We start from the raw sequence: 24,068 nt of genomic DNA, 5'->3' as shown, positions 1-24,068 counted from the left end.
AATAATTCTTAGGTCAACCATGCCAATTGTGGGGGTTGCTAAACCCAGCTCCCTCCCTTGCAAATTCCTCAGCCCGACTAAACTCACCTGGCGGAGACAGGCAATTTCATTACCAGCCCCTCTATTCCACCTTTATTCTTGGCTTATTTAGATTTTCCTGGAGGCCCTACCTATGGCTAAACCCACTTGTGTCGTGATAGGCGTTGGCCCTGGAAATGGCGCGGCATTTGCCAGGAAATTTAATTGTGAAGGCTATCAAGTCGCTCTACTCGCCCGAAGCCAAAGTTTCCTGGATAAGTTACAAACAGAGCTGGATGATGCACAAAGCTACATCTGTGACGTTACCAAACCAGATCAAATTAGCGATGTATTTAGCCGCATTCAAGGTGAAATGGGCCCCATCGATACCCTTATCTACAATGCTGGCTCTGGCCATTCCTGCACTATCGAGAACCTGGATATCTATGAATTTGAATCTGACTGGAGGATCAACAGTCTTGGCTGCGCATTCTCAAGTCAGCTGGTAGCTACAGAGATGATCAAACGCAGTAAGGGAAATATCATTATTGTGGGGGCGACCGCCTCCCTGCGAGGCGGGGCAAACTTCACATCGTTTGCATCGGCCAAGGCCGCTCAACGCAGCTTGGCTCAATCCATGGCCCGGTACTTATGGCCCAAAGGGATACATGTGGCATACCTCATCATTGATGGACCGGTCGGGAAAAATCATGGCTTAGACGGAAGAGCAAGAGACGACCAAGCATTCTTGAAGCCATCGGACATCGCCGATAGCGCCTTCTTTCTGACCACTCAAGCCAAATCAGCCTGGACTTTTGAACTGGACCTCAGGCCACATGTGGAGAAGTGGTAACAAAGATCATCTTACCCCGTATTTGATACCTTTATTTAAAAGAAATATCAGCAAGGAAGCCGAAAATGACCTTGAACAAAAAACAGATAGAAGACTGTGAATCCAGCCATTGGGACTTCTCCGATCTGAAAGCAGTATTTCTTAACTGCACACTAAAACCCACACCGGAACTCTCCCACACCGATGGCCTGGTCGCCATCTCACGGGAGATCATGCAGAGAAATGGAATATCTGTGCAGGTGCTGCGACCTGTTGATCACGATATCGCCTTTGGTGTATATCCAGACATGACCGAACACGGCTGGGAAAGTGATGACTGGCCGCAGATATTTAAGCAGGTTATAGAAGCCAATATCCTGATTTTAACTACACCCGTATGGCTCGGTGAAAAATCCTCTATTTGCACCCAGGTCATAGAACGTCTCTATGCCAATTCATCAGAACTGAATGATAAAGGACAGTATGCATACTACGGTCGTGTTGGTGGATGCCTGGTTACGGGTAATGAGGACGGGGCCAAGCACTGCTCAATGAACATTCTCTATTCTCTACAACATCTCGGTTATGTAATCCCACCCCAGGCAGATGCCGCCTGGGTAGGCGAAGCTGGACCTGGGCCCTCTTACCTGGACCCTGGTTCTGGCGGACCACAAAATGACTTCACCAACCGCAATACCAGTTTTATGACCTGGAATCTGATGCATATGGCTCGCATGATCAAGGGTGCCGGTGGAATACCAGCCCATGGCAACCAGCGTTCCAGATGGGATGCGGGCTGCAAACCAGACTTTCCCAACCCGGATTACCGCTAAGACTATAACCGCACTGGCATGGCAAAGTAGCCAAAAAAGTCTGTATTCTCTCCAGCCCATTTACAAAGTGAGGCGCCTAGAGATACATTGCGCGTCTCCTTTTAGATTCCACTTCCCGCAGCATTCAATATTGCCCTGCACCCCAATTACCTTATCAGGTAAGGTGCCGGCTTTTGAGGTCGCGGCTACAGAAAACAACGAGGTCCACTGTCCCGAATGAAGCCCGAGTTACTGGAGCAGATTCTTCATAGCAAGCTCTTTATCACTCTCTGCGTAGTCACTGTAATTCTTCTGTTACGCGGATTCCTGACCCTTACCATTGCCCGCAGCAGCTGGGCAAAAGCGGACAAACGTCGCCGTATAAATACCGTACACAATATTGGGAACCTATTGCTGGTTATCAGTGTTATTGCCGTATGGGTAACTGAGTTACGGGATTTTGCCCTATCTATTGCCGCTTTCTCTGTGGCGATTGTGTTGGCTCTGCGTGAGGGTGTGCAGTGCCTGGTTGGTGGCTTATACCAAGCAAATATGCGCTCTTTTACTGTGGGTGATTGGATCAAAGTGGGCAATCAGTTTGGTGAAGTAACCGACAGTGACTGGTTGAGTACCACTCTGCTGGAGATTGACCCTCACGGACTCGGCAACGGTTACACTGGCACCACCCTTTATATACCCAACAATGCCTTCTTTACCCAGCCTGTGAAGAACTTGAATTTTATGCGCCGCTATATCGAGCATACCTTCTCGATTACTCGTGAAAGCAACGGGGTAAACCCTTTTGAAGCCAAGAAATTCATGGCGGAGCGATTGAAAGAGCATTGCGACTCCTTCCTTGATGTAGCCGAGCGCTACTGTAAGCTAATTGAGAGTCGTATGGGCGTGGAGCTATCGGGCCCGGATGCAAAGGTGAGTATCAGCACAAATGACCTGGGTCATGATGTCATCACCGCTACGATATTTTGTCCGCGTGAAGAGGCTACAAATATCGAACAGCTGGTAACTGAGGATTTTTATAACTTCTGGTTTGAGAAGACTAAAGCTTTGAAAACTGAAAACTAACAGCTGCACCCAATCTCAGGCGCTGGTGGATAAATTTCTCCAGTGCTTGGGGTAGCTCCTTAGTGATCCGCAAAAACTTCGCTCAGCCACTCAATAAAAGCCCGGACTCTGGGCGATAGGAAACGATTCTGGGTGAAAACTACAGAAACTGGCTCACTTGGAGGGCGAGTAGTAGATAGTATTTCCACCAAACTACCTGCAGCCAAGTCCTTTTCGACATGAAACCAGGGAAACTGGGCAAGACCGATACCTAGCCTGACGCCATCCAGATAACTCTCGGTACCAGTAACCGTCATGGGAGCTGGAACCTCCAGAGTTTCAACCCTATCCCCAACACAAAAAGACAGCGGAGTGGAATTCCCGGTTGTTATCGAACGCAGGGCCACTACTCGGTGACTGCTCAAATCAGTCAGAGACTTAGGGGTGCCATAGCGTTCGAGATATTGTGGAGATGCACAAGTTAATCTTTCCAGCATGGTTAATCGTCTTGCAATCAGCTCGCTATCGGCCAAATGGCCATAGCGTATCGCACAGTCTACCCCTTCCTGAACCAGATCAACCCAGCGGTCACCTTCGCTCATCACTAAAGTGATCTCAGGGTACCGCTCGAAGAACTGGGGAAGTCTGGGCACAACAAAGTGACGTGCAATTGTTCCCTGCACATCGACACGAACCTCCCCTTTCGGCACTGAGCCCTTAAAGGCACCTTCTGCCTCTTCCACATCGGAAAGTATCGACAAGCAACGCTGGTAATACAGCTCCCCATCCAGTGTTGCTTTTACTCGGCGGGTGGATCTTTGCAGCAGCCTCACCCCAAGCTGCTTTTCGAGCCTGTTGATGACTTGGGTTGATGTTGATCGCGGAATGCACAGGTCGCTGGAAGCTGCAGTAAAGCTGCCACGCTCAACAATGCGAACATAAAGTTGCATCGCATCCAGTTTATCCATTCAGCCCTCATTGTTTATCTAAATGGAACAATGGGTTCTAGTTTAGCTGGATTATCTGTTCAAGCGACCAGATTATTATCTTCGAGAACACTCTCAATTATGGAGTCTCAACTAAGGCTTCATTCGTAAGCTTGGAGATTATCGTGGAAAAAGTTGCACTAGTAACCGGCGCTTCCAGAGGCATAGGCGCGGCCATTGCTACCCGGTTAGCAAAAGACAATTTCACCGTACTGGTTAACTATGTCGGTAATTCTAATGCCGCGGAAAGGCTGGTGAATCAAATTGAAAATGCCGGAGGTAAGGCCGTCAGCGCTCAGGCAGACGTCAGTGATATTAAAGCGGTTTCACGGCTATTTGAATCCACCGAAGCCTCCTTTGGTGGTATTGATGCCGTTATCAATAGCGCTGGTATCATGAAGTTAGCAACCTTAGCTGAATGCAAGGAGGATGACTTTGACAAACTGGTTGCCGTCAACTTTAAGGGCACATTCAACATTATGCGGAAAGCAGGCAAACACCTTCGCCAAGATGGACGAATTATCAATTTATCCTCAAGCGTTGTAGGCCTAAACATGCCGACCTACGGTATCTATGCCGCAACCAAAGCCGCAGTTGAGGCCTTGACACAGGTAATGTCCAAAGAATTGCGCGGGCGAAATATCACCGTCAATGCCGTTGCCCCAGGGCCGACAGCAACCGAGCTTTTTCTCGATGGCAAATCTGACGAGGTGGTGAGCAACCTTGCCAAATTGTCCCCACTTGAAAGACTGGGAAACCCGGAAGATATAGCTAATACGGTTGCCTTTTTGGCCGGGGAGCAAGGGGCCTGGATCAATGGGCAGGTGATACGGGCCAATGGTGGGATTATTTAAACTCTTTGCCAAGTTTGGCCCACTATCCATTGTGACTTTCTAATAAATTTAACGCTCATATTGATTAGATTTTTTCATGGGAAGTTACCATGCCTAACCTAATCCAGATGCGAAGCCTAAAGTAAAGTGAAAGCCAACTACTCGACTTCTAAATCATCCAGGCGCTGGCGGATAATCTCAGCCAGCCGCCGAGTGCCGGGACCAGAAATATCCCTATCGGCAAAAGTTAAGTACATGGAAGCATCCCTTTTATTGCCTCCTCGCAGTGGTAATAACTTGAGGCTCCCTTCCGCCAATTCTGAACGGATTTTCTCTTCCGGTAACCAGGCAAAACCGTAACCTCGACAGGCTGCACCAATAGAAGTACTCATATTACTCACAGTCCAACGCTGGGCCACTTCAACAGTTACTGTACGGCTAGTGCGTTGGGAGCCGGAGTCACGCACCACCAGATGGCGATGCTGGCGTAAGTCTCGCAGGGTTAGTTCACGGCCAAGTTTGTGAAGGGGGTGCTCTGGGTGTGCAACCGGTATGATTCGTACAGGGTTTGGTAAGAGCTCTCCGTTAAAGCCCTTAGGGATATGTGGACTTATTGCAAAATCCACACGCCCCTGTTGTAACGCTTCAGGAGCCTCTCCAATCACTGTCTCATACACTTCAATACGGGTTTGCGGGCTCTCTTTTCCAAACTGATCCAGACATTCAAGTAATAACCAGGTAGGAAATAATACTTCCACTGCTATGGAGATTTCTGACTCCCAGCCAGCGGAGGCCTTACTCGCAGCCAGCTCAATAGCGGCCGCATCCTCAACCAGCTGCTTGGCATGTCGATACAGCATCTCCCCGGCAGGGGTCAGCACTGCCTTACGGCCACTAATGGTAAATACATCCACCTCAAGCACAGACTCCATTTTCTGCACCGAGTAGCTCACCGAGGACTGACTCTTGTGCAACTGGTCGGCGGCCTGAGAGTAACCGCCAGCCTCGACAACGGCGATTAAACAGCGCCACTGCTCCAGGGTAATTCTTGGCATCACAGTTTGCACTTAGCCTACCTCCCGCCTTAATATCGAATAATTCGATCTTTTAGAGCAAATATTTGTTATTTTTAATCTAAATGTTCAATGTTTCAATAGCTCCATAGCAAATTCAATCTCAATGGAGCCGATGATGAACAAATTACTGAATATCCAATCCAGCCTGTTCCAGGCCGGAGGTCTGTCCTCCCAGCTGGCGGCCAAGTACGTTGATAGCTGGAAAGCCAGGAACCCTTCGGGTGAAGTGGTCAATCGCGATTTACTGGCAGAACCTGTCCCCCACCTGACGTTGGAGCGGTTTCAAGCCTTCACCACCACCGCTGAACAACGCACCCCTGAGCAACAGGCTATTGTCGATTTTTCAGACAGACTTATTGAGGAAATCTCTTCGTCAGATGTACTGGTACTGGGTGTACCTATGTACAACTTCACCATCCCCTCTACCCTACATACCTACTTTGATCATATCGCCCGAGCTGGAGTTACCTTCCGCTATACCCCCAATGGTCCAGAGGGGTTACTAAAAAATAAAAAAGCGATCGCCTTTGTCACTCGAGGTGGCTATTACGGCGATGATCATGCACAGAGTGCATTTCTACGTCAGTTCCTCGGCTTTGTAGGCATAACCGATGTGGAGTTTGTCTATACGGAAGGGCTTGCGACCGGTGATGAGGCCAAGGCAAAAGCTGTCGCAGCGGCGAATGAGCGTATTACTGAGCTTGCTTAAACCTACAAGTGCCCCAGCAATATTTAAAAAAGCCAGGCGGTATTATCCGACCTGGCTTTTTAAGGCTTAAGATCTATAAAGCTTCCACAGCTTCAGCTTTTCTGGTTTCAGGAGTTTCGGCTTGCGAAGAGCCAGCTGTATTGGTTTTTCGACCAAACAGCCTCTGCACCACCACAAAGAACAGTGGAATAAAGAAGATTCCCAGTATTGTGCCCACGAGCATGCCGCCCAACACCCCAGTACCAATAGCACGCTGCGCGCCGGAACCCGCTCCGGTAGCAATGGCCAAAGGAAGTACACCCAGTCCGAACGCCAGAGAAGTCATCAGGATTGGGCGCAGGCGATCACGCACTGCATGCATGGTCGCCTCCACTAATTCCATTCCGCTTTCCAGGTTTTGCTTGGCAAACTCCACTATCAGAATGGCATTCTTACTGGTCAGGCCTACTGTGGTAAGCATGGCCACCTGGAAATAGATATCCCGTTCCATACCACGCAAACTATTCGCGAGCACCGCTCCAAGGATACCCAGAGGCGCCATTAGCAATACTGCCGTCGGTACGGTCCAGCTCTCGTAGAGTGCGGCAAGGCACAGAAACACGATCAGTAATGACAAAGCATATAGCAGTGGTGTTTGCGCACCAGCGGCGCGCTCCTGATAGGAAAGGCCGCTCCACTCAATACCAATTCCCGCCGGCAATTGGGCTACCAAATTCTCCACTTCCGCCATCGCTTCGCCAGAGCTGACACCCGGTGCGGCCTGGCCATTGATTTGCATAGACGGCACGCCGTTATAGCGCTCAAGTCGGGGAGATCCATACTCCCAGGTGAAGCTGGCGAAAGAGGACAAAGGCACCATATCGCCTTTATCATTGCGCACGGACCATAGCTGGAAGTCTTCCGGCACCATGCGATACGGCGCATCCGCCTGCATATAAACCCGCTTGACCCGGCCGCGATCGATAAAGTCATCGATATAGGACCCGCCCCAGGCAATACTCAACGCACTGTTAATTTCAGCGATAGACAATCCTAGGGCCGCAGCCTTGGCGTTGTCGATCTTCACGCGGAACTGTGGCGTATCTTCCTGGCCATTGGGGCGCACGTTAGACAGTAATTTACTCTGCCCTGCCATCCCCAGAAACTGGTTGCGCGCAGCGGTAAGTGCTTCGTGCCCCAGATTGCCGTTATCCTTCAGGTAGAAATTGAAGCCGCCAGAAGAGCCAAGCTCTGGCAGAGGCGGCGGCGCGAAGGCGAATGCCATGGCATCTTTGATTTGCATCAGCGCGCCCATTGCGCGCATGGCTACCGCTCCAGCACTTTTAGATTCCTCTTCCCGATCAGACCAGTCCTCCATATTCACAAAGGCGATACCGGTGTTCTGGCCGCTGCCAGCGAAGCTGAAGCCTTGTACAGAAAATACCGACTTCACAGTGCCCTGTTCATTATCCAGAAACTGGTCTTCCACTTTGCGAATCGACTTCATGGTGCGCTCCTGGGTCGCACCCACTGGTGCCTGCACCATAGAGAAGAGTACACCCTGATCTTCATCCGGCAGAAAGGAACTGGGCAGACGCAGAAATAGGAAGGCCATTACCGCTGACAAGGCAACAAACAGCAACATAAAGCGGCCGCTGCGCATAAGAATGCCCTGTACTCCCCCCTGATAACGCTGACTACCGCGCTCAAAGTTTCGATTGAACCAACCGAAGAAGCCTTTCTCTCCATGGCTTTCGCCTTTCGAGAGCGGCTTGAGCAGCGTCGCACAAAGTGCGGGCGTCAGGATAATAGCTACCAGTACAGACAGGGCCATAGCAGCAACAATGGTTGCCGAGAACTGGCGATAAATTACGCCGGTAGCGCCATCCATAAATGCCATAGGCACAAACACTGCCGACAACACCACACCGATGCCAATCAAAGCGGCGGTAATCTGGTGCATGGACTTTTTAATGGCTTCCTTCGGTGACAGCCCCTCTTCACGCATTACCCGCTCTACGTTCTCCACCACCACGATGGCATCATCCACCAGCAGACCGATGGCCAGCACCATCGCGAACATAGTGAGCATATTGACCGAGAAGCCCAATGCCGCAAGTACGGCAAAGGTACCCAGCAACACCACCGGCACTGCAATTGTGGGGATCAGGGTTGCACGGAAGTTCTGTAGGAACAGGTACATTACCAGGAAGACCAGCACGATCGCTTCAATCAAAGTGCTGATAACGCCTTTGATGGAGACCTCGACAAATGGCGTGGTATCAAAAGGTACGACCGAAGTTAGCCCCCTGGGGAAGAACGGCTCCAACTCCTTAAGCTTTGCTTTAACCCCCTCGGCAGTTTCTAGGGCGTTGGCCCCAGTGGCCAGATTAATGGCGATACCCGTTGCCGGCTGACGGTTGTAACGGGAGATAAATTCATAGTTTTCTGCCCCCAGCTCTACGCGAGCGATATCGCCTAAATGGAGCAGGGAGCCGTCTTCATTGGCGCGTACTACGATTTCCCGAAATTGTTCAGGAGTTTGCAAGCGCCCCTGAGAAGTTATAGAGGCATTGAGCTGCTGGCCCTGAACCGCTGGGGCACCACCAAGACTGCCCACTGCTACCTGGGCATTTTGTGCGCGCACTGCTGTTGCTACATCAGAGGGAGTGAGGTCGTAGGTGGTCAGTTTATTGGGGTCAAGCCAGATACGCATGGCGTATTTGGAGCCGAACACCTGTACATTACCTACACCAGGCACCCGGCTAACGGGGTCCACAATGGCCGAGTTGATGTAATCGGCAATATCGTTGCGGTTCATGCTGCCATCTTCGGACACAAAGCCCGCAACCATCAGGAAGCCACCACGGGACTTGCTGACGTTAACCCCTTGAAGCTGTACTTCCTGAGGCAACAGCGGCATTGCCAATTGCACTTTGTTCTGGACCTGTACCTGAGCAGTATCCGGATCAGTGCCATTCTCAAAGGTTAGAGAAATCGACAAACCACCGTTAGACTGGCTGGTGGCGGACATATAAAGAAGGCCATCGAGGCCTTTCATATTCCGCTCCAGAATCTGCGTGACCGAGTCCTCCACCACTTTAGCGGAAGCACCGGGATAGCTGGCCTCAATATTAATAGAAGGTGGTGCGATATTGGGATAGCGCTCCACTGCCAACTTGCTGATCGACAGTACACCCGCCAGCATGGTGATAATTGCCAGGACCCAAGCAAAGATGGGCCGGTTGATAAAGAAGCTCGCCATAAACCCTACCCTCAGGAACCCTGCTCAGCAGCAGCTTTTTCTTCGCCGACCGCCGCAGGTGGCTGTTCATCCTCACGCTCGCTGGGCTGTACCGGAGCGCCAGGGCGAATCTTTTGTAATCCGGCGACTACCACCCGATCACCAGCCTGTAAGCCCTCTTCCACCAGCCATTGATTGCCGACAGTGCGGCTCACCCGCACAGAGCGCTGGGCGACAATATTTTCTTCGTTGACGACCATGGCCGAAGTGTTGCCTTTAGGATCTCGCGCAATTCCCTGCTGGGGCACCAAAATGGCGTCGTCACGTACACCACTGCCCACAATCGCGCGCACATACATGCCCGGCAGTAACATGCTGTCTGGATTGGGTACGACTACCCGCAACAGCACACTGCCCGTGGAGGGATCGACACTCGCTTCGGCAAATTCAAGCTTGCCCTGGTGCTCAAATTCACTGCCATCCTCCAATAATATTTTCACTGGCAGATGAGTGGCATCTGCCAGGGTGCCCGCTTCCAAAGCCCGACGCAGGCTTACCAACTCTGCAGCCGACTGGGTGACATCTACATAGATGGGGTCCAGCTGTTGCACTGTGGCCAAAGTTGCGGCCTGATTGGCCGTCACTAAAGCACCCTGAGTAACGGACGATTTACCAATACGACCGGTAATAGGCGCCGTGATCTGGGCATAATCCAGTTGGATTTCTGCTCTCTGTAATTCTGCCCTGGCTGCAGCCACATCGGCGCGAGCCTCTTGTAAATCCGCCTCTGCAGAGTCGTTCTCCTGTTTGCTGACAGCGCCATTCTTAACTAGGCCAGCGGTACGTTCGGCCTTCAAACGGGCGATATTCAACGCTGCGCTGGCTCTCTGCAACTTTGCGCGAGCGCTATCTACATCCGCTTGGTAAAGGGCGTCATCCAGCTGATAAAGCGGTTGATTTGCGTCGACACGGCCACCTTCACGGAACAATTGCTGCTTTATGATGCCATTAACCTGCGGGCGAACTTCCGCCACCTTGAAAGGTGAAGTGCGCCCAGGTAGCTCCCTGGTAAGGGTCACCGGCTCAGATTCCAGCGTGACAACTGTTACTTGAGGCGCCATCATCGGCGGTGTGGCAGCCTTCTCCTCGCAGGCCACAAGAACTGAGGACGCGACCAGAAGACTGATTAGCGCTTTTTTATTGAGCATGATTACCTCGATAAGGGCTGACTACCTGGGCAATGCGGTCAGTTGCGGGAATACATTGAGCGAGACAGGAAAGTCCGGTTCCAGTAGCTTGGCATTTTATGTGCGAGAGTGAAATTCGATCAACTGTTCATCAACGCGTAATTATCGACTAAGATGCACTTTCACCCAGTGTTTTCAAGGGTTTGCACGAATATCTCATTTAGCCTTCGTGCGGCGAACTGTCGTGAATATGCGGTCAGATGAGACAAACATGATTAAAAAGAAGCTGCAGTCCCCATGACCAAACGCAGAAAAGAGCAAACAGTTACAACTCGTGAGCGTATTCTGGACGCTGCGATGAATGTTTTCCACGAGTTCGGCGTGTCTCATGCCTCTCTTGCAGAGGTGGCGGAATTGGCCGGGGTAACCCGTGGCTCGGTATACGACCATTTTCGCAGTAAGGCCGGTTTGCTCAACGCCCTGACGGAACGGATGGAACTACCTGGAGAGAGGCTGTGCGAGGCCGCTGGGGACCAGATAAAAGAAGACCCCCTAGGCACCCTGCGCACCCGATGGGTATGGTTGTTCCATGAGATTGCCTGCAATGAACAATGGCAGCGGGTCCTGGAAATTATCTTCCTGCCCTGCGAGGCGGTAAGCGAGGTCTGCGAATCCACCCGGCGTATCAAACAGGGACGCACTGAAGGCTTGGAGCGTATGGCACAGCTGATGAAAATGGCAGTTACTGCCGGGCAGCTGCCCGCCGACCTGGATATGGATCTGGCGCAACAGATGCTACACGGGGGCCTTTTTGGGGTGCTGGAAGACTGGTTTCAGTCGCCGCGGATGGAAGATCTTGGGGATCTGGGTGAGCATTACATCGATACCCTGCTGGATATGATCCGTTTCTCTCCTGCTATGCGCTTGGATAGATATCAGGTTCGCACCCTGCATTGATCCGCCCACCCCAAGCCGCGGTCTGTAATACCGCAACACGTGGTTCAAGGTTGGGGCAAGCAGCCTTCCTTATAGCGCTTGCTCCAGATAGATCAGGTTGGAGTAGCTTTCAGCCCAGCTTACTTTTTGAATCTTTCATCTGGGCGCCATCTACATCGCGAACAGCATAGTTAAATCCTGAATGGATGCAGTGAGCACCATAATTACCAGCTTTATCTAAAGCCAGAAAACCCACCTGGAACTTCTTATAGTCCCCAAGCTTGCGTGCAATACGCTCAACTGCCTCACGGCAGGCTTCTTCCGGTGTATAGCCGTGGCGCATCAGCTCCACCACTTGATGACAACCGACAGTTTTGATCATTAGCTCACCCATGCCGGTGGCGGTAGCCGCACCCACTTCATTGTCGACATAGAGCCCAGCGCCAATAATCGGCGAGTCCCCTACCCGCCCATGCATCTTGAAAGCAGCCCCGCTGGTGGTGCAGGCCCCTGAAAGATTGCCGTCCTGGTCCAATGCTAAGATGCCGATAGTGTCGTGGTTTTCAATATTGATTACCGGCTGGTAACGGGACTCACGCTTCCACTCACGCCAGGCGGCTTCGGCTTTCGGGGTTAACAGGTTCTCAATTTCGAATCCCTGCTCCACGGCAAAGCGCTGTGCGCCCTCGCCAACCAACATGACATGCGGGGTCTCCTCCATCACTTTTCGTGCAACAGAAATCGGATGTTTGATGCCCTGTAGAAAAGCTACTGAGCCACAGTTTTGCTTCTCATCCATAATGCAGGCATCCAAAGTGACTACGCCATCCCGGTCGGGAAAGCCGCCATAGCCTACACTCGTCACCTGCGGGTCTGCCTCCGGTACACGTGCGCCGATTTCTACTGCATCCAAGGCCCTACCACCGTCGGCCAGAACCTTCCAAGCTGCCTCATTGGCAGGACCACCATGATTCCAGGTTGAAATCACAACCGGTTTCTTTCCTTTCTTCGTATATCGCCGGGTCATGGCAGTCACCGAGGGGGCTGCCAGAGCAGCGGCACTACCAAGGAAGGAGAACTTCAGGAATTTTCTTTTACTGATCACGGTAAATTTTCTCTGAATTTGTAACGCGCAGACACATCATTGTGTCTGCGCGTAAGAGTTACAACGGGATCAGAAGCTGTAAGTCATCCCCATATAGGCGCGGCGGCCAGAATAGGCAGAGCCCAAGACCCTATTTTCCTCGCCCCAATATCTATCCACCTTTTCTTCGGTGAGATTAATGATGGAGGCAGTTAGGGTCAGGTTTTCCATCAAACTATACGAAGCATTCACGTCCAGCTGATCGTACTCATCGGTAAATGTATTCAAACCATTACTGTAACCATCCGCATAGGCGCTGCGATAGTTGTAAGAAGCTCTTACACTGAAAAGGTCATTTTCGTAGTACACCGATAGGTTATATTGGTCTTTGGAAGTGCCCGGAATCTCTGTCTTGATAGTTTCACCACTCTCGAGATCAAGGTTGGCCAACTCTGTATCTGTATAAGTGTAATTGGCGAAAACCCCAAAACCGTTATCGAAAGCATACTGCACAAACAGCTCTGCCCCCTGTGCACTGGCATCGGTACCATTCACCGGCATTGACATGTTCACATTCCAGGTACCACCATCGATTTCCCTGGTCACTAGTGAGCTACCGTTAATCACGAATGATGCAATATCCTTCCTGAATAGGGTTAATCCCATTGCGGAAGCATCATCGAAATACCACTCCAGCCCCAAGTCAAACTGATCCGCCTTATAGGGTTCCAGTTCGGAGTTCCCCGCAAAACCATCTCTTACCGTCGCTCCCGGCAACGGAGCGTGTATCGACTCGGAGCCACCCAGGTCACCGTAATTTACCCGGGCTACAACCCGAGCAAGAGCTGCGCGCATCACCAATTCATCGTTAATATCCCAGGCAATATTGGCGCTTGGCAGAATATCGGTATTGCTGCTATCGCGGACATTGGGTTCATCCTGCAAAACACCATTAATATTGTCGTAAGTACGAGCATATTGCTTGGTCTGTACCGCGCGAACACCAAAGTTACCCCGCAGGATTGCCGAAGTGAAATTCTGTTGTACATAGGCCGCACTGATCTCTTCACCAATACGATAATCCTGATCCCTTTCAACGATTACCGTAGGATCACCGTAGGTCTCATAGAGAAACTGTTTCAGCTTCTCAAACTCCAGGTGGGCGAAGTTGGGTACATTTACACCACCAATAATATTGTCGATTGGACCGCTGGAAAGGATGTCTATGGTGTCCGGCACGCCATTGGGGTCGGTGTGGAAGGAGTCATCCGGCCACCAGGGATAACAAGCCCCGTCCACATCGCCCCAGTTGATGGTTGGGCAAGGAGCATTATCATCATCCCAGGACTGCTTGGTGATCCGTCGGTTAATTTCGTGATCGCGGTATTTAAGCCCTACATCAAGGGAACTAAGCCAGCCATAATCCATATCGATGGAAACATCCAGCTGGTAATAATTTTCCTCATCCTCACTGCTGGTCCAGTGAGAGGAGAACCAGTCGTATAAGGGATAAGTATTTGGGTCCGCCAAATCGGCACTGGTATCAATGTCCGCAGTGCCACTACTGAGATCCCAGCTCCAATCAGTCACAGTACCATAGCGAGAATTCACCGAAGCAAATAGCTTCTCCGAGGGGCCACCTTCCGCACTGGAATTACCTACAGCCAGACGTACATTGAATCCATCCCCCTGGTAATTAGCATTGAAATCCAAGGTATCTGAAACGTACTCCGCTCGTGTATAGTCGCCACCCACCTGTGGAGACTGCAATTCTGCCTGCCCCCTGTCCAGCATACCGATACCGAGCAGGGTATCGCCATCCTCATCAAATTTTAGGCTGCCTGGTGCTATCGCATCACCATAGTTCCACTCCGGAAATACGATGCGATAGTTTTCAGAATTTCCACCCTTTTCAAAGCGGAAATAATTGACGCCAAGTTCAAGTTGCTCCACCGGGCGCCACTGGGCGCTAAGTTGTACCCCCTCGCGGGTGCGCTCCTCTTCCAAAACACTGCCTACAACGGCTCTGGGCGCATAAAAATCGCGGTACTCATTACCGTCGACATCTACCATTGGCCCCCGGGCCTCTACACCACCATGTGGTTGCTCATCACCCTGCCAGCCCCAGTTTTCTGTAGTGGTGCTAATCACACGATTTTGACGATCCTGCTTGGAGTAACCGACCAGTACACCAAATGTTTCCTGGTCATTTTTCCAAGAGTAAAAACCGGTGTACTGCGGCTCATACTTTTCCGTGACATCCGCATAGGTTGTCTCTACGGATAACATGCCCTCCCCTGAATCCAGATCCAAAGGCTTACGGGTATGTAAAATTACAGTACCGCCTATGCCGCCCTCATCCAGCTTTGCCTCGGGGCTCTTATAAACATCAGTACGGGCAATCAACGTTGCAGGCAACAATGAATAATCCAGTGATCTCGACGGCTCATCTCCCGGAGTGGCGATATAGTTACCGTTAAGCTGGGTAAAAGTAAGTTCAGGATCTGTACCACGGATACTTACCCTTACACCTTCACCACCACTGCGAACTATTGAAACTCCAGGCACTCGCTGTAAGGCATCTGCTACGTTTTTATCGGGAAATTTACCGATATCTTCAGCGGTGATCGAATCCACCACCGCATTGGAAAAGCGCTTCACATCGAGATTTTTCTCCATGCTCTGGCGAATTCCCATCACCTCTACTTCCTCAAGAACCAAGCCTTCTTCTTTTTTTTCTTCTGCACTCTGCGCTTGTGCCATGCCGACAACACCGCATAACACCAAAACGCTGGCTGATGTACGTAATAATTCTGCTCTACGATTTATTTTTAGGGTTTTCTCTATCACTGCTCTGTGTCTCTTTTATTATTTTTCGAGCTTTCCCTTTACACACTAAACCTGGCACGCTCAAATGCCAGGCCACCGGAATAAGCCCTGTTTTTTTCCTATCCCTTGTTTATTTCAGTTAACAACCCCTTCCCTGCGGGTTGAAGCCATAAACGGTTATTAGCTATTCAAGCCCAGTCGTTTGAGCACTTCAGGCGGTGCTCCTGGGAAGCTGGCCATGGGGCGATTGCCCACGTAGCCAATATCCGCCATACCTTCCTCAGTGGTATAAAAGGCGGTAGACACAAGGACTCTCACTTTGGCAAAGAAACGTGCACCGGCCTGGAATTCAGGCTTTGCAGTGCGGGCCCATTTGATGTCCTCACAGATTGCAGTTTTTTGCGAATCATTCAGTTCGACAAATGAGTCTTCAAACCTGCGCCTGGACTCTCCCTCCAGCCAGACAACCCCGCCGCGAATCGTGACCAGATCCGCTTTGTTGTTTGAATAAGGCGCAGAGACATATTCATTGATGTAGTGATGAGCCCCTACTGAAGAGGCGCTCGGGGAAATTTCATCTGCCGGGATAATTACATCGCAAAGCGCTGCCAGTACTGCCAGCTCACCCGCATCCAGCTGCATTTCCCAAGGCACGACGGGATTGAGCAGATCCGGATCTGTAGGCGTGCCTCTGGCCAAGGTTTGTTTTGGGGCATCCAGGTTTTTAACCGCAGGTTTCGTCGCTGGCTTTTCTTCCTTAACCACAACCTTCTGCGCTACTTTTTCCGAACAACCAATCACCGGAACTGCGGCAGCGGTGGTGGCAATCAAACGCAGGGCATTGCGGCGGCCCAGATTGGTTTTTTCCTCGCTCATATCAGATGTTCCTCTTCTTGAACTGGTCCACGATGTAGTCACAAGTACGCCAAGCCAGGGCCATAATGGTCAGGGTTGGGTTCTTGTCGGCATTGGATACAAAGGGGGCGCCGTCGGTAAGGAATAGATTGGGAACTTCCCAAGACTGGCAGTAAGGGTTGAGTACAGAATCTTTCGGGTTAGAGCCCATCCGCGCGGTACCCACCTCATGGATAATCGCACCACCGTTGATAATTGCCTTGGCACCATCTGTTTGCACGGTAGAGGTTACCTTGCCGCCCATGCCTTCGATAATTCCGGCAAAGGTTTTATGCATGTGGGCGGCCTGGTTAAGTTCTTGGTCACTCCATTTCCAGTGGAACTTCAGGACCGGAATACCCCACTGGTCCACCTGGTTTTTATCGATTTCACAGTAGCTGTCTTCGTTGGGAATCATTTCCCCACGGCCATCAAACCAAACGAAGGAACCGTAGTAGCGACGGCAGGCCTCTTTCAAATCTTTACCGTAAGCACCACTGGTGAAGTCGCCCATACCACCAAAGGCCCCTGCACCCGGCATACTGCGGCCTCCGCCAAACTCGATGTGGTAACCTCGGGCAAAATCCAGATCTCCTCGCAATTGCTCTTTGTACAGCCACCAAGGCATATACATATGCATCGCCGAAGCACCGTCTTCGTTATGAGCGGGCATATTTTCCAGAGCGGGAATCTGCCCGCCGATACCAGCACCCACGGTATCCATCAGGTACTTGCCTACAACACCACTACCGTTGGCAAGGCCATCGGGGAACAGTGTACTTTTCGAATTGAGAAGAATGCGCGAAGTCTCGGCAGCACTTGCCGCAACCACTACGGCACGGGCACTGGCAAACTTTTCCTGGCGGGTGTTTTTATCGATATAAACAACCCCATTGGCATTACCGCTCTTATCAACAGTAACCTCGCGCACCATGGCATCAGTGATGATATCCAGATTTCCAGTGGCCAGCGCCGGGGGCAGAAGCACTGTAGTTGACTGGAAATTTGCCTTGATGGAGCAACCGCGCCCGCAGGGAGTAGCCCAGAAGCAGGCGGCACGGGATTTCATTGATTCCTGGGTCACTTCCTGGGCAAGCTTGTTGTCCGGAAACAGTTTCTGAGGAATATTTTCGTGGTCGAGGCGTTCGCTGAGAATTGCCAGGTGAGAAGGGATCACCGGAATACCCAGCTTATCGCAGGCCTTTTTCGCCAGCAGCTCATAAGCCCGGGGCTTAGGGGGCGGTAAAAGTACCCCATCGGAGGAGTCGGGGGTGTTTTCCAGTCCTTCGTTAGTGCCGTAGACACCGATCAGCATCTCGGTTTTGTCGTAGTACGGCGCCAGATCTTCATAACTGATCGGCCAGTCAAAACCGAGCCCATCCCGTGAATGAGGTTTAAAATCGTATTTCCCCATCCGCAGGGAAATACGCCCCCAATGGTTGGTGCGCCCTCCGAGCATACGCGCGCGCCACCAATCAAATCGCCGGCCTCGGTCATTGGATGCCTGAGTGTAGGGTTCACCAGGCACTTGCCAGCCGCCATCCACAGTGGCATCGTAAAAACCGAACGGCTTTTCCGGTGTGCTGCCACCGCGCAGGGGGGCGTCTTTGGGCAAGTTAAACATGGGGGTTTCCTTGACCGGGTCATAGGATCGCCCCGCTTCCAGCAAAAGCACTTTTAGTCCGGCTGTGGCAAGCACGTAAGCCGCCATACCGCCTCCTGCACCGGAGCCAACAATTAGTGCGTCGTACTCTTTTTTCTCGAAGTCATCATTCGGCATTGCCTCTCTCCTACTTCATCAATTATTTTTGTTTTGTTCGTTAAATTTATCTTTATCTATTAACAGAAAACTGTAACCGGTTACATTATTCGTTAAAAATTTTTATCGATTTTTACTGATCGCTATCTATTAGACGAAATAGATCCGACTATCAGCAGTTATTTTGCGAAAGTTGAGCGATAATTGGCCGCACCTCTCTCATCTTGTCAATTTTAGAAAAGTAACCGGTTACATCTGTAACCGATTTTTATTCTTTATAATTAAACTGCTAGCGGCTTCAGCTGCTGAGACAAACTGAGCAGTAACTTTTGGGTGGCTTTAATTCCCCTGTCCTCATCTCCGGGTCCTTCGTATTCAATACCGATATGGCCTTTATAACCGGCATCTCGAATAATCCGCAGCATGCGAGCAAAATCTGTGTTGATCTCATTACCCTTTCCATCAAAAGAAAAGCTTTTTGCACTGATTCCTCGCGCAAAGGGCATTAATTGCTGCACTCCCAGGTAACGGTCGTAATCTCCGAAATTGCCAAAGTCCGGCAGGCTGCCACAGTTCGGCATATCCACATTCCGCAGTAACTGAGCTAACCAAATCCCGTTGGAGGAATAACCACCGTGGTTCTCCACCACAATGTTGATATTAAAATCCTGAGCAAACTCTGCAAGTGAGCGCAATCCCTCAGTACATGCCAGCTGTACTTCCTCGCTACTGCCCTGTCCACCGGCATTCACTCTGATAGAGTGGCAGCCTAAGTAATTGGCAGCTTCAACCCATTTGAAATGGTTCTCTACCGCTTGAAGCCTCTCTGCCTTGCCTGGATTGCCGAGGTCACCTTCGGCATCCACCATTATCAGCAGGCTCTTAACACCGTGATCCGTCGCCCGAGATTTCAACGCTGCCAGGAATTTCTGATCCCGCGCCTTATCAGGAAAAAACTGGTTTACGTACTCCACCGCATCAATGGCAAATGTTTTTTTTGTCTTGATCGGGAAATCCAGCACCTTGAGTGCACCACTTCGCAGCTGCCTATGTAGAGACCACTGGGCCAGGGAAATTTTGAAGAGCCCGTTTTTCTGATTAACAGCGAGGCCCCCGCTGTTACCAAATAAAGGTGCAGCAACTGCAGCTGCAGCTAATCCGGCACTAGCCTGTAGAAAAGTCCTGCGTTTCATTGCCGCTCCCCTGACTGAATCAATTTTCCAGACAAATCATCTTGGGAATCAACATCAAGGCTATCCCCTTCGCCCTTTCGCAACGACCTGCGGAATCCACTAATAGTCCCACCAAGGTCCTCTCCCATACGGCGGATCTTGCCGCTGCCGAACAGCAGCACCGCCAGCATAAGGACTATCAGGATTTGCCAAACGCTGATTCCGGAAATACCCATGATTTACAACTCCCGGATTCGGATGTTGCGATACCAGACTTTATCACCGTGATCCTGCAGGGCAATAAAACCACTCTCGCTACGGGCAAATTCCGGGTAAGAGGAAAATTTACTATTGGCGAGACGTGTATCCCAATCCTCTGACCAAAGTTCATAGCTGACGACCATGTTGCCGTTAAGCCAGTGCTCTACCTTGCCATCTTCTACACGAATACGTGTTTTATTGAACTCCCCTGCAGGCTTGACTTCATCCTCATTGGGAGCGTACATATCGAAAACCGATCCTGCACTATGGCTGAGCTTTTCGAGGTTCGGGAAAGCACTGTTATCCAAAACCTGATATTCCATACCTGACATCCAAACCGGCGCATTGTCACCCGCTACCCGATAAATAATGCCGCTGTTACCACCCTCAGATATCTTCCACTCCAGCTCAAGCTCAAAGTCAGCAAACTGATCAGCAGTCACAATATCCCCGGCCCCACCATCAGTGAGTACCAGATTGCCATTGATTACCTGCCATGCTTCCCCTACCTGAGAACCATTTGCACCAGTCCAACCGTGCAGGGTTTCACCATCAAACAGGTATCTCCATTGATGATCCGCTTTTACATCGGTTTTCTCGGGCACCTGTTCACAGCCACTCGCAGCGAGTAGCATGGCTGCCACAGCCAACAGAGAAGTACCTGGTTTTATCACAGTGAATTTTTTCATCATTTTTATCTCCACATGAATTGGTGGTTATCTATTCATTTCATCGATGACAGGCTCGACAATGAAACATTGTCAATCCTGACAGTAGTCAGTGCTGCCACGTAAAACCAAATCAAACGGTAAAATGGTTCGGCTCGATTTAAGTGGCTTTCCATCAATAATTTTACGCAGCGTTTCCATTGCATATCGGCCCAGTGATTCCGCCGGCTGGTCAATAGTAGTCAGGGGTGGATCCGTAAATTGCGAGAACTCGATATTATCGAAACCCGCTATTGATACATCCGCAGGTACCTGCAATCCCATCTTCTTTGCCTGATGGATGGCGCCTATGGCCATTTCATCATTCATACAGAAAATGGCGGAAGGTGCGCGTGAACCCGAAAGGAGCTTGTAGGCTCCCTCGGCACCGGATGACATAGAAAACTCACCGTTGACCACCAATTCTGGGTTCAACTCGAGTCCATGTCTGTGCATCTCCTCATCAAACCCGGCCAGGCGGTCCCGCACAATTGGGCTTTTAAGTGGACCAGTGATCACGCCGATACGGCGGTGCCCCAGCTCAATCAGATGGCGAGCCATCGTCTGTGCTGCTCCGCTGTTGTCCAGTTCAACTACAGGGTAACGATCATCTTCAACAATACGCTCACAAGCATTCACCATTGGGACAGATGCCGCCACAGCTGCATCTTTTTCTGCAAATGGGTAGCGGCTATCCAGTTGAATTAGGCCATCAGCCTGATTTGTGAGCGCCATACCAGCATAAAATTGCTCAAGATTCGGCTCCCCCTTGGTATCTCCCAGTAACACGGAGTACCCCTGGTCCTGTGCAGCTTTTTCTATTCCCCGGATTACCTTGGAGAAAAATGGGTTGGCAATATTTGGAACCAATACCATCACTGCAAACGACTTGCCGGAGCTAAAATTTCTCGCCAGCAGGTTAGGCCGGTAACCGGCCTCTTCCACCGCCTTCAGGACCCGCTCTCTGGTTCGCGGAGAAACCATCTGCGGATCTTTCAGGGCCCTGGAGACGGTCGCGACCGAAACGCCGGAGCGACGTGCAACTTCGCGAATGTTTGACATACTTTCCTGCTAGTTTCTTGTTATAAGCGGGCTATTTTCGCACAGATAGAAACCATCTACTGATCACCCACTGCTGCGGCACTTTGTAACTTGCTTGCGGACTGCCTGCGATCCCAAAGCCAGATAACGGCAAATATCGGAAGCAAGATTAATGGGACCACCGCCAGGGACTGGAAAGACTCCACAGAAGCTGTCACCAATACAGCGTCCAGTTCATCCCCACTCAGTTTTTCAAAAGCCTCTATGCCTCCAGCCGCTTCAATTTTTGCACTATCAAAGATGGCTCCAAGTTTTGGCAGGACAAACTGAATAGACATACCGCCGGCAAAACCCAACAACCCCAAAAACAGCGCCCCACCGCGAACAAAGCGTTCGGAGACAGTGGCGAGCATGGTCGGCCACATATAGCAAACACCAATACCCCATACTGTGGCTGCAAGAAATGCTGTCACCGGGGTACGCGCCATTCCCAAACAGTACAGCCCTACTGCGGCGAACAGGCTACTCAACCAAAGAAGCCCGACCGTGGATAATTTTTTGGCAAGGTGTCCAGCAAAATGCCTCATTACGAACATCAACATACTGACGTACACCAGGATCAGGATGCCCTTCATTCCTACTACCCGTGAGAGTGTAAGGTCTACCCATTGGCCAGGAGCAAGCTCTGTTGCAGCTGTCAGCCACATGCACACCCACAGCACGATAAACATCGGCTGCTTGAATACTTCTTTAAACATCTCACCATAACTGATACCGGAAGAGACACGCTCAGTTACCGGGAACTCCGTTCTAGCTACAAGCCAGGCCATAACTACAGCCGGCAGGGCCAGAACTACCAGATTCAGTTGCCAAGGTAGATCAAGGGCAGAAATGGCCAAGCCCAACAAGCCTCCCACCACGATACCTGCAGGCCACCATGCATGCAGCACATTCAAACGATGGGTTTTATTCTCTGGATCGACAGCCGCAACCATCGGGTTGCTTGCGGCTTCCACTGCTCCCCAGCCCAACCCGGTCAGTAGTAGCCCGGCAAGCACCAGGTTTTCTACACCTTCCGTTGGGCCAACCAGAGATGCTGAAATAATCAACAGACTACCCAGCACATAACCTACCGAAGAGAGCAGAAGCATTCTCTTGATACCAACCAAATCCACCAGGGCACTGCCAAATAGTAAAGTGAGAGCAAAACCGGTAAACGTAAAGCCCAGCGCTTCACCAACCATGGCAGTAGAATTAGCGATATCAATATGATCGTAAATGTCCGACTGTAAGTTACCGGCAATTGACGCCCTTACCGCGAACCCTAAGCCGATCATAAAAATTGAGAGATTCCCTATCAGGAAGACATTCCTGCTCAGGGTCTTTGTCTGCGTGCTCATCTATCCGGTCTCCGCATAAATTATTGTTATAGGTCGTGCAATGACATCAGCTTTAACTCACCAATACCGGTTACTAAGGGCTAATCCAAGCCAAGAATCCGACGATTCCTGGCACTATCTGTTTGTGCCCCCGCGAAATCATCGAAAGCCTTCTCGGCCACTGTTATCAGGTGGTCCTGAATAAATGGCGCACCCTCGCTGGCGCCCTGTTGCTGGTCCTTGATGCAGCACTCCCACTCCAGAACCGCCCAGCGATCATAACCAAACTGGGTTAGCCGACTGAAAATTCCACGAAAGTCTACTTGACCATCCCCCAGGGAGCGGAAACGGCCGGGGCGATCAATCCAGGAGGCGTAACCGCCGTAAACACCGGCCCTGCCACTCGGGTGAAACTCCGCATCCTTTACGTGGAAAGCCTTGATACGTTCGTGATAGATATCGATAAAAGCGAGGTAATCCATCTGTTGTAAAAGAAGGTGGCTTGGATCGTAGAGAATATTGGCCCTTGGGTGATCCTCAACTTCCCGGAGAAAACGCTCGAACGTCAGCCCATCGTGCAAGTCTTCACCTGGGTGCAGTTCGTAGCAAACATCGACCCCAGCATTATCAAATGCATCCAAAATGGGGCGCCATAGACGGCCCAATTCACGAAAACCTTCCTCTACCAATCTCGCTGGGCGCTGTGGCCATGGGTAAAAGGTATGCCAAAGTAGCGCACCAGAAAAAGTGGCATGTGATTGAAGTTTCAGGTGGGCACTGGCACTGGCCGCTTTGAGCAGCTGATCGCTGGCCCACTCGGCACGGGCTGGCAAGTTACCGTGCAACTCCTGGGGGGCAAAGATATCCAGCATATCCTTGTATGCTGGATGAGCCGCAACCAGTTGCCCCTGCAAATGGGTGGACAGCTCAGTGATTTGCACTCCTGCCCTCTCACAAATTCCCAACACATCGTCACAGTAAGCCTGGCTGCTACTGGCCAGCTCCAAATCAAAAATCCGCTTATCCCAGGTGGGGATCTGTACGCCTCTATAGCCAAGATCCGCTGCCCAACTTGTCATTGATTCCAGCGTAACCGGCTCATTCGCTGGCGGCAGGAATTGGGCAAGAAAAATTCCGGGCCCCTGAATTCTGGGTGCCTTCATTATTGTTATCCTTTTTACTACTGTTTTACTGCTTTACTTTTTAGCCCCTGAATCAAACGGGTCATGCTTGCCAATTTGATCGCCTCTCTTGAAAGCAGTGCAGCG

The 24,068-nt window shown here is 50.9% G+C and carries 20 protein-coding genes; 6 read left to right on the top strand and 14 right to left on the bottom strand.

All coding sequences use genetic code 11. The annotated features are described in order from the left end of the window. Positions 1 to 172: 172 nt before the first annotated feature. The 3 genes from GL2_RS17340 (at position 173) to GL2_RS17330 (ending at position 2,745) form a co-directional block, all read left to right on the top strand. Entirely contained in the window at positions 173 to 871 is a 699-nt protein-coding gene (locus tag GL2_RS17340) for an SDR family NAD(P)-dependent oxidoreductase (protein WP_143731859.1), read from the top strand. Between the two features lie 65 nt (positions 872 to 936). Then, positions 937 to 1,683, top strand: a complete 747-nt coding sequence (locus GL2_RS17335) for a flavodoxin family protein (RefSeq protein ID WP_143731858.1) — start codon at positions 937 to 939, stop codon at positions 1,681 to 1,683. A gap of 216 nt (positions 1,684 to 1,899) precedes the next feature. Continuing rightward, positions 1,900 to 2,745 (top strand): mechanosensitive ion channel family protein, encoded by an 846-nt coding sequence (locus GL2_RS17330; RefSeq protein WP_143731856.1) that lies wholly within the window; start codon positions 1,900 to 1,902, stop codon positions 2,743 to 2,745. Positions 2,746 to 2,804: 59 nt separating this feature from the next. Here GL2_RS17330 and GL2_RS17325 read toward each other — a convergent pair whose 3' ends face one another. Next, positions 2,805 to 3,692 (bottom strand): LysR family transcriptional regulator, encoded by an 888-nt coding sequence (locus tag GL2_RS17325; RefSeq protein ID WP_143731854.1) that lies wholly within the window; start codon positions 3,690 to 3,692, stop codon positions 2,805 to 2,807. Positions 3,693 to 3,835: 143 nt separating this feature from the next. Between GL2_RS17325 and GL2_RS17320 the strand changes: the two genes are divergently transcribed. Next, positions 3,836 to 4,564 carry an SDR family oxidoreductase gene (locus tag GL2_RS17320; RefSeq protein ID WP_232053667.1) on the top strand — a complete coding sequence of 243 codons (729 nt, stop codon included), beginning with the start codon at positions 3,836 to 3,838 and terminating at the stop codon, positions 4,562 to 4,564. 137 nt (positions 4,565 to 4,701) lie between these two features. Here the strand turns inward: GL2_RS17320 and GL2_RS17315 are convergent, their stop codons facing one another. Further along, positions 4,702 to 5,610 (bottom strand): LysR family transcriptional regulator, encoded by a 909-nt coding sequence (locus tag GL2_RS17315; protein ID WP_232053666.1) that lies wholly within the window; start codon positions 5,608 to 5,610, stop codon positions 4,702 to 4,704. Between the two features lie 121 nt (positions 5,611 to 5,731). On the opposite strand from GL2_RS17315, the gene GL2_RS17310 reads away from it, so the two are divergent. Next, positions 5,732 to 6,328, top strand: a complete 597-nt coding sequence (locus GL2_RS17310) for an FMN-dependent NADH-azoreductase (protein WP_370452071.1) — start codon at positions 5,732 to 5,734, stop codon at positions 6,326 to 6,328. Positions 6,329 to 6,401: 73 nt separating this feature from the next. On the opposite strand, the gene GL2_RS17305 is transcribed toward GL2_RS17310, so the two are convergent. Together GL2_RS17305 and GL2_RS17300 are read right to left on the bottom strand one after the other, a co-directional pair. Further along, the gene (locus tag GL2_RS17305; protein ID WP_143731852.1) at positions 6,402 to 9,572 is read right to left on the bottom strand and encodes an efflux RND transporter permease subunit; all 3,171 of its coding nucleotides are present in this window, start codon (positions 9,570 to 9,572) and stop codon (positions 6,402 to 6,404) included. An 11-nt stretch (positions 9,573 to 9,583) separates the two neighbouring features. Continuing rightward, positions 9,584 to 10,759, bottom strand: coding sequence for an efflux RND transporter periplasmic adaptor subunit (locus tag GL2_RS17300; RefSeq protein ID WP_305072240.1), 1,176 nt, complete (start codon positions 10,757 to 10,759; stop codon positions 9,584 to 9,586). A gap of 276 nt (positions 10,760 to 11,035) precedes the next feature. Here GL2_RS17300 and GL2_RS17295 point away from each other — a divergent pair, with 276 nt between their 5' ends. Beyond that, positions 11,036 to 11,695 (top strand): TetR family transcriptional regulator, encoded by a 660-nt coding sequence (locus GL2_RS17295; RefSeq protein ID WP_143731849.1) that lies wholly within the window; start codon positions 11,036 to 11,038, stop codon positions 11,693 to 11,695. 109 nt (positions 11,696 to 11,804) lie between these two features. Here GL2_RS17295 and GL2_RS17290 read toward each other — a convergent pair whose 3' ends face one another. The 10 genes from GL2_RS17290 to GL2_RS17245 form a co-directional block, all read right to left on the bottom strand. Beyond that, positions 11,805 to 12,779, bottom strand: a complete 975-nt coding sequence (locus GL2_RS17290) for an isoaspartyl peptidase/L-asparaginase family protein (protein ID WP_143731847.1) — start codon at positions 12,777 to 12,779, stop codon at positions 11,805 to 11,807. A gap of 69 nt (positions 12,780 to 12,848) precedes the next feature. After that, the gene (locus GL2_RS17285; RefSeq protein ID WP_143731845.1) at positions 12,849 to 15,608 is read right to left on the bottom strand and encodes a TonB-dependent receptor; all 2,760 of its coding nucleotides are present in this window, start codon (positions 15,606 to 15,608) and stop codon (positions 12,849 to 12,851) included. 159 nt (positions 15,609 to 15,767) lie between these two features. Beyond that, on the bottom strand, positions 15,768 to 16,463 hold the full coding sequence (locus GL2_RS17280; protein WP_143731843.1) for a gluconate 2-dehydrogenase subunit 3 family protein: 696 nt from the start codon (positions 16,461 to 16,463) through the stop codon (positions 15,768 to 15,770). Position 16,464: 1 nt separating this feature from the next. Further along, a complete protein-coding gene (locus GL2_RS17275; protein WP_143731841.1) occupies positions 16,465 to 18,261 on the bottom strand; it encodes a GMC oxidoreductase in 1,797 nt (598 codons plus the stop codon). Positions 18,262 to 18,521: 260 nt separating this feature from the next. After that, positions 18,522 to 19,433, bottom strand: a complete 912-nt coding sequence (locus tag GL2_RS17270) for a sugar phosphate isomerase/epimerase (protein WP_143731840.1) — start codon at positions 19,431 to 19,433, stop codon at positions 18,522 to 18,524. Continuing rightward, the gene (locus tag GL2_RS17265; protein ID WP_143731838.1) at positions 19,430 to 19,648 is read right to left on the bottom strand and encodes a twin-arginine translocase TatA/TatE family subunit; all 219 of its coding nucleotides are present in this window, start codon (positions 19,646 to 19,648) and stop codon (positions 19,430 to 19,432) included. Before GL2_RS17265 ends, GL2_RS17270 begins: the two co-directional genes overlap by 4 nt. A 3-nt stretch (positions 19,649 to 19,651) precedes the next feature. Continuing rightward, positions 19,652 to 20,365 carry a DUF1080 domain-containing protein gene (locus GL2_RS17260; protein ID WP_143731836.1) on the bottom strand — a complete coding sequence of 238 codons (714 nt, stop codon included), beginning with the start codon at positions 20,363 to 20,365 and terminating at the stop codon, positions 19,652 to 19,654. Positions 20,366 to 20,434: 69 nt separating this feature from the next. Next, entirely contained in the window at positions 20,435 to 21,442 is a 1,008-nt protein-coding gene (locus tag GL2_RS17255) for a LacI family DNA-binding transcriptional regulator (RefSeq protein WP_143731834.1), read from the bottom strand. Positions 21,443 to 21,498: 56 nt separating this feature from the next. Then, positions 21,499 to 22,821: a sugar MFS transporter gene (locus tag GL2_RS17250; RefSeq protein ID WP_232053665.1), complete on the bottom strand. Its 1,323-nt coding sequence runs from the start codon at positions 22,819 to 22,821 to the stop codon at positions 21,499 to 21,501. Positions 22,822 to 22,901: 80 nt separating this feature from the next. Next, positions 22,902 to 23,963 (bottom strand): sugar phosphate isomerase/epimerase, encoded by a 1,062-nt coding sequence (locus tag GL2_RS17245; protein WP_143731832.1) that lies wholly within the window; start codon positions 23,961 to 23,963, stop codon positions 22,902 to 22,904. Positions 23,964 to 24,068: the final 105 nt, after the last annotated feature.

This window comes from Microbulbifer sp. GL-2, assembly GCF_007183175.1.
Taxonomy (GTDB): domain Bacteria; phylum Pseudomonadota; class Gammaproteobacteria; order Pseudomonadales; family Cellvibrionaceae; genus Microbulbifer.
This window is presented reverse-complemented; position numbering and strand designations above follow the sequence as displayed.